Here is an 11767-nt window from a genome sequence, read left to right as displayed (position 1 = left end):
TTAGAGATTATTGAAATGCCAATCGGCAAATGCTCGTACATAAGACGGTGTAGCATCTCCCATCGCACCGGCTGCGTTCACCGGTATGATCTCGGACAGCTCCGGCTCTACCTCCGACGACAGATGTTGTTCAATCCGCGATACCAGTTCTTTGCTTGGTGCATCAAAATAATAACGGCGGAAAAGCGCTATGCTACGGTTACCGGTCACAAGATTGATCTTTTGCTCAGCGCGCGCGTCCTGAATATCAAGACCCGTTTCCTCCTGCACCTCACGTCGCCGATTGGCGTCGTAATCGACACATCGATCGACAATGTCATTATCGTCGATTGAGCCTGCCGGAAAATAGACCCTTCCCGCACCCGCATTTTGCGCGCTCATACGCCCGGCAATTAAATGGCCGTCGCTCGAGACAATTACACCAACACCAAAAATATGCCACGGACGTTCTTGTGATTCATCATGTCGCCAGTGCATCAGCGTCGCAAAACTGGTGCGCTTGAAACCTGCCTGAAATACACCGCCTGTCAATTCAGCTTGCGGTGCCAGATAGAACTCACCATCGAACAGAGTTGGATTCGCGGCGCGCTCGCGCGCCCAGTTCAAAGCAATCGCTTCGCTGTTTTGCTCAGTATATGGCAAAGGACCAGGTAAAACCCGGACATCAGCACTATCAATAACGTGGACGGTATTTTCCCGGACGTGTTGCATCATTCAAACCATATTCAGTGTCACCGCAACCGGACAATGATCGCTTGCTTTCGGGCGGTCCCATCCGGTTCGGGGATAACGCTCGACCTGCTGATCGGGCGGAAAGATCGTGCGCCAGGGCTGCCCTCGCCGAATGATCTCCGGCACCGCTTTTTCATTCTTCTTCGCGAATGAGGGTGAGGCCATAATGTAGTCAAGCTGGCAAAGATGACGTTCTTGTGGCCCGCGCGTATGGTAAAGCGTCCAGCGGTCCATAACGGGGCGGCGCTCGACCAGATTGACCGCGAAGCCATCCCCTAAAAGCACGTCGAGCGCGCTTTCCTCTTCAACCATCGGCGTAAATTGATAGTCGTTCCACTCATCGCCGCCGATGATGATCCGCTCACGATAATCATTGAAATCGCCGCAAATCAGCCAGCGACGATTTGCAACATTAGACGGCCCGAACTTATCCTCAATGATACGGCGAATGGCGCGTGCCTCTGCGCGTCGCACCGGCAGAGATGCTGTCCGTCCGTCAAATCCATTGCGCGCACCCGTCATCGATTTCAGATGCGTCACAAAAAGCGATATGGGCTTTCCAGCAATCCGGATATCCAAATTGAGGCAATCCCGCTTGAAAATGCGATCATGGGGCTGGATTCCCAGTTCGGCGAGAACCGGCTCATAGAGACCAAAATCATTATAAGTTACATAGACATAGCTCGTGACTTCATCGACCTCGATGGGCTGTCCATCCCGCGTCGTGTCGCGCATCATAACGGCAACATCAATACCTCGGCTGTCATTGCCGTCTATGAGATATTTATGCCGGAAGCCATGGCCTATCATCTTGAAAAGATAACCATACTCAAACGCATTCAACGCAGCCAGATTGTCCACCTCCTGCAGGCAGAGAATATCCGCCCGTGTTTCCGCGATCGCGAGCGCTGTCATCTGCCGCGCGTCATCCGCATGCGCAACAGCACGAGCCTGTTCGAGAAGGCGATATTGCGCCTCATCGCTGATTTCGAACAATTGCAAGGCGCGATCCTGATGCAATTCATTGCGAAAGCCGGAAAAATCAAACCGGCGCATCAGATTTTCGACATTGAAGGTAGCTATAGTAAACATGCTTTCGCAATCTCTCTGCTTGCCGGACGATTGGCAAGAGGATGAATTCCGAAACCAATAAATTTCTGCTGAAGCGGTGACTTGGGTATAAAATATGCCCATATATCGGGAGAATAGAGATTGAAGCGAGCCGAGACGATGGGAAAAATTCTGCGCCTAACGATACTGACCGGACTGTTCGTTGCAGGCATTGCAAGTGCGAGTTCAGCCGTCGAACTGCGGAACAGTCAATATCTTCCCTCGCTGAAGCCGAGTGGTCCGTTGATTATTGGCGGTCAGGCAGGCGCCAATCGCACAGACCCGAGCGCCCGCAATTGCTACGGTTCAACGCAATGCCGGGAAAGTGGAACTTATGTCACCGAGCATGGCGTATTGAACTACAAGAACGGTGACGCATTGCAATATCGGCGCACGATGCAGCCACCAACGGCGGGCGCGCGGCCGACCAGCAATCATATTCAGTGGTGCTCGAACCGCTATCGCAGCTACCGGACTTCTGACAATACATACCAGCCATTGGCCGGTCCGAGAGCAGGCTGCAATTCGCCATTCCAGTAAGGAAAAGCCGGGTCAAAACCCGGCTTTTCGTTCGTGCTCATCAGGCGGCAGCGGATTTCGTATGAGCGCGTATCAAACGGCCAAGGCGCTTGATACCTTCATCGATCATCTCGTCGTTGGCACATGAATAGCTGAGACGCAGAGTATTGGCACCAGTCCCATCGGCAAAGAATGCCCTTCCCGGAACGAACGCGACTTTCTCACTGTCGATGGATGCAGCGAGGAGTGCCGCGCCATCCATACCTTCCGGCAGTGTAACCCAGATAAACATACCGCCTTCAGGCTTTGTCCAACTGGTGGTTTCCGGCATATAATTCGCCAGTGCCTCAAGCATCTTGTCGCGACGGTGTTTATAAACACTGTGCAGCTTCGCCACCTGAACATCAAAGCCGCCGCTCGCAACTCGTTGAATAGCGATTTGATTGATGGTGGATGAATGAAGATCTGCAGCCTGCTTCATCAAAACGAGCTTGCGAATGACTGGCTTCGACGCAACCACATAGCCAACGCGCAAACCCGGAGCCAGTGTCTTGGAGAAAGAGCCGCAATAGATGGTGCGGGTTTTCTCGATGTCGTCGCCGTTGCGGGCAATGTCGAGCGCCAGGATCGGCGAGATCGCATCGCCATTGTAGCGAAGATACTGATAGGCCGCGTCTTCGATCACAGGAATGTCGAGTTCATCCGCCTGCGCGAGCAGTTTTTCACGACCGGCAAGATCAACAGTTTCACCTGTCGGATTGCTGAAATCAGCGGACAGATAAGCAAACTTGACCTGACCGCCAGCTTTCTTGGCAGCCTCGGCATAGGATTCCGGCGTGCGATTGCCATTAATCGCCAGCGCATCGTAGTTCGGCTCGTAAGCATTGAAAGCCTGTAGCGCACCGAGATAGGTCGGTGCGGTCACGAGTGCCGTGTCGCCAGGCGACAGAAACAGCTTGCCCAGATAATCGAGCGCCTGCTGCGAACCCGATGTGATGAACACATTGTCTTCCGTGCAGGGGATACCGATCTTGGCGAGTTCTCCAACCAGCCAGGTGCGTAACGGCTTGTAGCCTTCCGAAACGGAATATTGCAGCGCTGCATTGGCTTCAGGGCCGGTAAGAATATCCTTGTAGGCCGCTTGGAATTCATCGTGCGGGAAAAGAGCCGGATCAGGAATTCCGCCCGCAAACGAAATAATATCTGGACGTTCCAGAAGCTTCAGTAGTTCGCGGATTTCCGATGCGCGCATACGTTTCGAGCGCGTTGCAAATACATTTTCCCAGTCCAACACGGGAAATCTCCTCAATTAGACTATCCGTACATTTTACGGAACTTGTAATAGCTAAGTCTCCTCAGAACTTGGCTATTGGATGTGAAGCTCTAGCGCACTTTTCGGCGGACGAGAACAGCTTTTCCCATGCTTCTATGGAATAAAGATATTCGGAATTGTTTTGGGCCTCAAAGTGCATGAAACGAAAAAACGGGCGCAGAATTTGGGTTCTTTTCGTTCGCTTCAGGCTGACGATCAACTCTGCCATAGAGTGCCAAGTATGAAGGGGCGCAAGAAGCGCCCCTCATTTCGACCTTCGGTAAAAGCTCGAAAATCAAATGACATTCTGGTTCCGGTGTGCCGCAGCATTTGCTGACAGCCAGAACCTGAACCCCACTGATTTTAGTTGCGCGCCTTGTCGACGAGCTTGTTCGCTGCGATCCATGGCATCATGCCGCGGAGCTTTTCGCCAACTTCTTCGATCTGGTGGCTGTCGTTGTTGCGACGGATACCCTTGAAGCGCGCTGCACCTGCACGATACTCCTGCATCCAATCGGAAGTGAACTTGCCGGTCTGAATGTCCTTCAGAACGCGCTTCATTTCTTCCTTGGTTTCAGCAGTGATGATGCGTGGACCGGTGACGTATTCGCCCCACTCTGCAGTGTTCGAGATCGAGTAGTTCATGTTGGCGATGCCGCCTTCGTAGATCAGATCCACGATCAGCTTCATTTCGTGCAGGCACTCGAAGTAGGCCATTTCCGGAGCATAACCCGCTTCAACCAGAACTTCGAAACCGGTACGGATCAGTTCGACCACGCCACCGCAAAGAACAGCCTGCTCACCGAACAGGTCAGTTTCGCACTCTTCCTTGAAGGTCGTTTCGATGACGCCCGAACGGCCACCGCCAACACCCGAAGCGTAGGAGAGAGCCAGATCATGGGCATTGCCCGAGGCATCCTGATGAATGGCGATGAGGCAAGGAACGCCGCCGCCCTTCTGGTATTCACCACGAACCGTATGGCCTGGACCCTTCGGCGCGATCATGACAACGTCAACCGACTTCTTCGGCTCGATGAGGCCGAAATGCACGTTGAGACCGTGGGCGAAAGCGATTGCGGCGCCATCACGAAGATTGTCGTGAATGTGTTCCTTGTAGATGTCGGCCTGCAATTCGTCAGGCGTTGCCATCATCATGAGATCAGCCCACTTGGCGGCATCGGCAACGTTTGTCACTTCGAAGCCGTCCGCCTGTGCCTTCTTCGCGGTCGCAGAACCTTCACGAAGGGCCACACGCACGTTAGCGGCACCGGAATCCTTCAGGTTCAGCGCATGGGCGCGACCCTGGCTGCCATAACCGACGATAACCACCTTCTTCGACTTGATCAGGTTAACGTCTGCATCCCGATCGTAGTAAACGCGCATTTCCTTATTCCCTTCGTTCAGATTGTTCTTCGGCTTTCTTGCGTCCGCCGATGTGATTAGGCCCCATAGAGGGCAAAAAACTGCTTGGTGGCACGCCGGGCATCCCGGATGACCACGTCGTCAGTCAGTTCCAGATGGTCGCCAAGCAGCAACCGTATTTGCATGTCCCGGACGACAAGCCCGAAGAACGTGCGAAATGCCTCGTCGATATCGTCGAAGGCGAGCAGACCCACTTCCTGCCCCATATGGAGAATAGGCTTGAGGCGCTTGGCCATGGCCACAGGCCCATTGGCCAGAACGATATCGCCGAGCATCGATTTACCGGATGCTGCATGGCTCACCGCCAATCGATTCAGTGCAATCGAGGTTTTCCCCGAAAGCACCAACAGCCAGTCGCGCGCGAAATGCTCCAGACTTGAGAAGAGAGATTCCGCATCCAGCTTTTCACGGGTCAGTGGTACGACACGAACTTTCGATGCCTGCCAGCGAACCATCGCAGTCAGCAGACCGTCGCGGTCACCAAACCATTTGTAGAGGCTTTCCTTCGAGCAGTTGGCAGCACGAGCAATACTAGCAGTCGTCAAAGCGCGATCCCCGCCCTCGACTAAAAGGCGCAATGCCTGCTCCAGAACATCGTTCTGACGCGGCGAAAGAGCTTGCTGCTTTTGAGCCTGCAATTCGTCGCTGGTATCAGTCACGGGTCTTTTCCTCCACCTTGTACCGTACGGTACGGTTCCCAATTCATAATTATTGTTTCATCAGCGGTCAAGCATGTTTTCAAAAATTACAGCAGCCTAATACAGGATTAATTTTCATCCACGCAAAATGCAAAAAAAGCGCCTTCCCGAAACCGGAAAAGCGCTCCTTAAACCTATCGAATCAGGTGGGTTTACAGATTCACCTGTGTTCCAATTTCTACCACACGACCGGTCGGAATCTGGAAATATTCTGTCGCGTCGGACGCGGTTCGGGCAAGCAGGATAAACAACTTGTCCTGCCAGAGTGGCAGGCCGGAATGAGCCGACGCCTTGAGCGAGCGGCGCGACAGGAAGAACGACGTCGTCATGATATCGAATTTCCAGCCAAGCTTTCGACAGATGCCGAGCGCTCGCGGAATGTTCGGCTGCTGCATATAGCCGAAGGTAAGCGTCACCTGCATGAAGCGTTCGTTATATTGGGATACGCGTGCCCGATCAGCACTGGAAACCCATGGCTTCGATGCGGTCACGACCGTCAATATAACATTGTTTTCGTGCAGAACCTTATAGTGTTTCAGGCTGTGCATGAGCGCGGTTGGAGCACTTTTAGGATCGCCGGTCAGAAATACGGCCGTGCCCGGCACGATGGTCGGCGGACGCTTGGCCATCTGCTCCACGATGAGATCAAGTGGAACTTCGGCCTTGCGGGTCTTGTGAAAGAGATGTCGCGTCCCACGCACCCAGGTCCACATGATGAGGACGAGTACAACCGCGATACCGATTGAAGCCCAGCCGCCCTCATGAACCTTGATGATGTTCGCACTGAAGAACATGATGTCAATGATAAGGAAGCCGAGAATAATCGGCAGGGCACGGCTTACGCGCCAGTTCCAGATCCGGGTCATCACGATGTAAAGCAGAACCGTCGTGACCAGCATGTTGCCAGTGACGGCAATGCCATAGGCTGCAGCCAGATTGCTGGACTTTTCGAAACCAAGCACCAGAATGACCACCGCCAGCCCCAATAACAGATTGACGCGCGGAATATAGATCTGGCCGTGCAGTTTTTCCGAAGTGTGCTGAATTTCAAGGCGCGGCAGAATGTTGAGCTGAACAGCCTGACGCGCCACTGAATAAGCACCTGTTATGACGGCCTGACTCGCGATAACTGTTGCCGCCGTTGCCAGCAGGACCATGGGCCAAAGCGCGAAGCTCGGCATCATCTGGAAGAACGGCAATGCTGCGGCTTCACCATGCGACAGGATAAACGCAGCTTGTCCGAAATAGTTGAGCAGCAGGCATGGGAAAACGACCCATAGCCATGCACGCACAATCGGCTTGCGCCCGAAATGCCCAAGATCGGCGTAAAGCGCTTCGGCACCAGTCATCGCGAGGAACACGGCACCAACAGTGATGAACGCCACACCGGGACTAACCGTCAGAAAGCGTATCGCATAATATGGATTGAGCGCCATCATAACCGTCGGATCATCGAAAATATGCCAAAGGCCCGACGCGCCCAGCGCCAGAAACCACAATGCCATGATCGGCCCGAAAACGATGGCCACCTTGCCGGTGCCCAGTTTCTGGACAGAAAACAGTGTCACGAGGATGACGACAGTGATGGGAACAACGAATGGCGTGAGATCAGGCGCGACGATCTCAAGACCTTCCATTGCCGAAAGAACCGAAATTGCAGGCGTGATGACCGCGTCGCCGAAGAACAACGCCGCCCCGCAGATACCTACCCCTAGGATCAGATCAGGTCTGCCTTTCAACGCACCTCTGACAAGAGCCATCAGCGAAAGAATGCCACCCTCGCCATTGTTGTCGGCGCGTAGCACGAACAGCACGTACTTGATGGTGACAACGAGCGTCAACGCCCAAAAGATCAGTGAAACAACGCCCAGGATGTCGCTGCGCGCAAGAATACCATCGCTTGCCGCCGCATGGAGGGCTTCACGAAAAGCATAGATAGGGCTGGTGCCGATGTCACCGTAAACAACACCCAGAGCGCCAAGCACCAGCGTCTTCATGCTCTCATTATGCTGCTCGGCATCTTCAGCAAAAGCGACGCTTTCGGGAACACCGACGGCAGGCATAGCAGCCTGGATCGGCGTGTCATTGCCATTTAGCTCGCCGCTCATGTGCAGGCACCTCGCAACTTCCTGAAACGGTTCTGGCTGGAGTTACTGGGGATAGAATTGGAATAATGAGTGTATTCGCAAAAAGTTGCGAATTGCAGCATAGTCGCCGCACCTTTGCCCAGATCAGTTTTAATCATGGACATTGCGTCGATTGAGCGTAGCAATCTGCCCGAATGCAACAGATATAGAATTGCCTCGGCGCGGAAAGCGGACGTCGGAAAACTGCTTCAATGCGTCCCTCATACGATCCTGCGCGCCCCCAACGCGTATAATTAGTGGCGGACGCCTAAAGCTTGTCTCGCCCGAATGCAAATGCACTTTTTGCACAGCTCCAATCTGAGCCATGCACCAAGCGCATTGACCACGCGTTACGCAAGGGCCGCGATGTAGCGACTGACCGTTACCGGCATCCCATACATCAGAGCATCGGCGGTCAGTCCGTGTCCAATGGAAACTTCGCTCAATTGCGGGATACGTTTCACCAGCGCAGGCAGATTGTCTACTGTCAGATCATGTCCCGCATTAATATCGAGGCCTAGCGCCGTAGCGGCATTTGCAGCTTTTTCCAGTTGATCCAACTCACGCACCGCGGCTGCCGGGTCATCATAGGTTGCGCCATAAGGGCCGGTGTAAAGCTCCACACGATCCACACCGATTGAAGCCGCCCGTTCGTAGCCTAGCGGATCGGGATCGGCGAACAAGGATACACGCATACCACCGGCTTTCAGACGAGCCACGATTGGAGCCAGAAAGTCAGTTTTCGACACAAAGTCCCAACCATGATCCGACGTTGCCTGCATTGGACCATCAGGCACGAGCGTCACCTGTTCCGGCTGATGCTTCTCCACCAGATCAAGGAACGCCTCGCTTGGAAAACCTTCAATATTGAACTCTGCTTGCGGAAATTCATCATCAATCAAAGCACGTATATCACCGAGATCAGAAAACCGGATATGACGCTGATCGGGACGCGGATGCACCGTCAATCCGGCAGCTCCGGCGGCAAGAGCAGCGCGGCCCAGACCGGTAACGCTTGGCCATGGCAAATCACGCCGGTTTCGTAGCATCGCAACAGCGTTGAGATTGACCGATAATTTCGCAGGCATTGAAGACTCCCGGATGAATATTCCGCTTTATAACGCCTGCCATGAAAAAATGTGAGTGTTTTGCCGTCGCACCGCAGCCGCAATCCCCAATCATGAAATCTGCCTGCAACAAACGGGGTTTGCGGAGTTTTCCAGTTCGCATCAATTTGTAGGTGATCGCAACCTTTGTCCCTGCTCGGGCGTTTAAACCGATCAATAAATGGAGGTCTATGATGCGAAATGAGGACATACCCGTCATTCGCCGCATTCCAACAAACCGGGAAGACGTTTTCGCTTTTGCAATCGAAGGACATCTCGACGATGCGTCATTGGAGAACCTCTATGGTCTTCTCGACGCAGCCTATGAAACACATGAAGAAATCGATCTTCTGATCCGTCTTACCGGATATGAAGGGTTCGACTGGACGGCTGCCTTTTCGGAAAGTATGCTGTCCATGCGCTCTAAATCCCTGAAAAAGCTTCGCCACTATGCAATTGTCGGCGGGCCTTTGTGGATTCAGGCAAGCATAACTCTGATGCAGCCTTTCCTGTCCATTGAGCTTCGTGCGTTCGAAGCAGACGAGGAAAACGAAGCTTGGGAATGGCTCAATGCCCAGCCCGCAGATGAGTAATTATTTTACAATGGTCAAACGTTCGGCCGCGCGTGTGATCGCCGTATAAAGCCACCGTTCACGTGTGTCGCGAAAGGCAAAACTTTCATCGAAAAGCACGACCTCATCCCACTGCGAACCTTGTGCTTTATGAACCGTCAAGGCATAACCATAATCGAAATCGTCGTAGCGCTTCTTGGTCTGCCACGGAATTTCACTGTCAGGGTCTTCGAACTGCGCCTTCAATAACTTGATCTTCGCAACGCCGCGATCATCGTCCTCGGGCGTAACCAGCAGATTGATGCCGGGCTTCACCGTTTCCTTGGATGATGTCATCACCTTCCAAAGTGAACCGTTGAGAAGTCCCTTGGCGGGATCGTTACGCAGGCAGACCAGCTTGTCGCCAGCCTGTGGGTAATCCGCAGTAAAGCCTTTCAGCTCCCGAAGGCGCTGGTTATAGCGGCGGCGCGTTCGATTGGTGCCGACGAGCACCTGATCGGCAGACAGCACCATTTCCTGATTGACATCGCCTTTTCCGATAACCCTTGCGGCGCCATGGTCGCCATAGGGAAGCTCACGCCCTTCCCGCACATCGAGCGCCATACGGATGATCGGATTATCCTGTGCCTGACGATGAATCTCGGTCAGGAGATAATCCGGGTCGTGCTCCGTGAAAAAGCCACCTCCGGAAATAGGAGGCAACTGTCCAGGATCGCCAAGAACGAGGATCGGAGTGCCGAAACTCATCAAATCCCGACCCAGCGCTTCATCGACCATGGAACATTCGTCCACGACAATCATCGCCGCTTTTGCAACAGGGCTCTGCCGGTTAAGCGAGAAGGTCGGCGCGATGGAAGTCTTGCCGGTCGTTTCGTCCTCAATCGCTTCCTCACCACGCGGACGATAGATCAGCGAATGGAGCGTACGGGCATTGCTGGCACCTTTCGAACGCAGCACCTGCGCCGCCTTTCCGGTAAAGGCCGCAAACTGCACATCGCCGTCCACGTGTTCAGCGAAATAGCGGGCGAGCGTCGTTTTGCCCGTACCCGCGTAGCCGAACAATCTGAAAATGGGGCTACGGCCGTCTTTGAGCCATTGCCCGACGGCCTTCAGCGCCTGATCCTGTTCCGGTGAAAACTGCATCGTCCCTTCAGACAGGATTCGCTGCCCGAAAACAAGATCAAACCGTGATCAAACGTTTTTAGTCACTAAGCCTGCAAATCTGTCGAGGTCGACATTGCCACCGCTGACGATTACGCCCACCCGCTTACCTTGCAGCTTAGATGCCACTTGCCGCGCACCGGCAAACGCGAGACAACCCGTAGGCTCGACCACCATTTTCATCCGGCTGGCAAAGAACTTCATGCCTTGCACCAACTCATCGTCGCTGACGGCCAGAATATCGCTAACAGCTTCGCGGATAATGGTAAAAGTCATGTCACCAAGGGCCTGTGTCTGGGCACCGTCCGCCAACGTCTTCGGCACGTCGATATGGACTATTTTGCCCGACCGGAACGACTGCTGACCATCATTTCCCGCCTCTGGTTCCACGCCGTAGACATCGCACTCCGGCGACAAGGCTTTCGCGGCCAATGCCGAACCTGCAAGCAGGCCACCGCCGCCAAGACAAACGAACAGAGCATCGAGCGGACCCGTTTCCTCGATCAACTCCTTGGCCGCAGTTCCCTGCCCAGCGATGATATCAGGATGATTGAACGGTGGAATGAGGGTCAGCCCCCCCTCTTCTGCCAGACGCTTTGAGATCACATCGCGATCTTCTTCATAGCGGTTATAGGTGACAACCTTCGCGCCGTAACCTCGCGTAGCGTCAAGTTTCGCGCGCGGCGCATCCTCAGGCATGATGATGGTTGCGCCGATGCCGAGCAGTTTTGCTGCAAGCGCGATTGCCTGGGCGTGGTTGCCGGATGAGAACGCAAGTACGCCTCGAGCCTTTTGCTCATCTGTAAATCGGGACAGGGCATTGAAGGCGCCACGAAACTTGAAGGCACCGATCCGCTGGAAATTCTCGCATTTGAAAAAGTACTGGGCACCGGTTTCGTGGTCGATGGTAGACGATGTGAATACCGGTGTCTGGTGAGCATAGCCTTCGATCTGCTTTGCAGCCGAGACCACGTCATCATAAGTTGGAAGCTTGTTCGTCATTTGCCCT

The 11767-nt window shown here is 53.9% G+C and carries 11 protein-coding genes; 2 read left to right on the top strand and 9 right to left on the bottom strand.

Annotated features, from left to right (window positions below; genetic code table 11):
• Together ACYSN1_RS17670 and ACYSN1_RS17665 are read right to left on the bottom strand one after the other, a co-directional pair.
• Positions 1-711, bottom strand: a complete 711-nt coding sequence (locus ACYSN1_RS17670; protein ID WP_461726984.1) for an NUDIX hydrolase — start codon at positions 709-711, stop codon at positions 1-3.
• A gap of 3 nt (positions 712-714) precedes the next feature.
• A complete protein-coding gene (locus ACYSN1_RS17665; RefSeq protein WP_461726883.1) occupies positions 715-1824 on the bottom strand; it encodes an endonuclease/exonuclease/phosphatase family protein in 1110 nt (369 codons plus the stop codon).
• A 138-nt stretch (positions 1825-1962) separates the two neighbouring features.
• Between ACYSN1_RS17665 and ACYSN1_RS17660 the strand changes: the two genes are divergently transcribed.
• Positions 1963-2382: a BA14K family protein gene (locus tag ACYSN1_RS17660; RefSeq protein WP_461726983.1), complete on the top strand. Its 420-nt coding sequence runs from the start codon at positions 1963-1965 to the stop codon at positions 2380-2382.
• 40 nt (positions 2383-2422) lie between these two features.
• Here the strand turns inward: ACYSN1_RS17660 and ACYSN1_RS17655 are convergent, their stop codons facing one another.
• The 5 genes from ACYSN1_RS17655 to ACYSN1_RS17635 all read right to left on the bottom strand — a co-directional run bounded on the left by ACYSN1_RS17655 (position 2423) and on the right by ACYSN1_RS17635 (position 9007).
• Entirely contained in the window at positions 2423-3655 is a 1233-nt protein-coding gene (locus ACYSN1_RS17655) for an aminotransferase-like domain-containing protein (protein WP_461726882.1), read from the bottom strand.
• Positions 3656-4036: 381 nt separating this feature from the next.
• On the bottom strand, positions 4037-5056 hold the full coding sequence (ilvC, locus tag ACYSN1_RS17650) for a ketol-acid reductoisomerase (protein WP_140022125.1): 1020 nt from the start codon (positions 5054-5056) through the stop codon (positions 4037-4039).
• 56 nt (positions 5057-5112) lie between these two features.
• Positions 5113-5754 carry a TetR/AcrR family transcriptional regulator gene (locus tag ACYSN1_RS17645; RefSeq protein WP_461726881.1) on the bottom strand — a complete coding sequence of 214 codons (642 nt, stop codon included), beginning with the start codon at positions 5752-5754 and terminating at the stop codon, positions 5113-5115.
• A 191-nt stretch (positions 5755-5945) separates the two neighbouring features.
• Entirely contained in the window at positions 5946-7901 is a 1956-nt protein-coding gene (locus tag ACYSN1_RS17640) for a potassium transporter Kup (RefSeq protein WP_461726880.1), read from the bottom strand.
• 368 nt (positions 7902-8269) lie between these two features.
• The gene (locus tag ACYSN1_RS17635) at positions 8270-9007 is read right to left on the bottom strand and encodes a pyridoxine 5'-phosphate synthase (protein WP_461726879.1); all 738 of its coding nucleotides are present in this window, start codon (positions 9005-9007) and stop codon (positions 8270-8272) included.
• Positions 9008-9219: 212 nt separating this feature from the next.
• Here ACYSN1_RS17635 and ACYSN1_RS17630 point away from each other — a divergent pair, with 212 nt between their 5' ends.
• Positions 9220-9618, top strand: coding sequence for a SpoIIAA family protein (locus tag ACYSN1_RS17630; protein WP_461726982.1), 399 nt, complete (start codon positions 9220-9222; stop codon positions 9616-9618).
• On the opposite strand, the gene ACYSN1_RS17625 is transcribed toward ACYSN1_RS17630, so the two are convergent.
• Together ACYSN1_RS17625 and ACYSN1_RS17620 are read right to left on the bottom strand one after the other, a co-directional pair.
• Positions 9619-10740 (bottom strand): ATP-dependent DNA helicase, encoded by a 1122-nt coding sequence (locus ACYSN1_RS17625; protein WP_109989079.1) that lies wholly within the window; start codon positions 10738-10740, stop codon positions 9619-9621.
• Positions 10741-10788: 48 nt separating this feature from the next.
• Positions 10789-11760: a threo-3-hydroxy-L-aspartate ammonia-lyase gene (locus ACYSN1_RS17620; RefSeq protein WP_461726878.1), complete on the bottom strand. Its 972-nt coding sequence runs from the start codon at positions 11758-11760 to the stop codon at positions 10789-10791.
• Positions 11761-11767: the final 7 nt, after the last annotated feature.

The sequence above is a fragment of the Brucella sp. LJL56 genome, assembly GCF_054871705.1.
The sequence above is the reverse complement of the archived record's forward strand: the minus strand, read 5'-3'. Positions and strand labels throughout refer to the sequence as shown.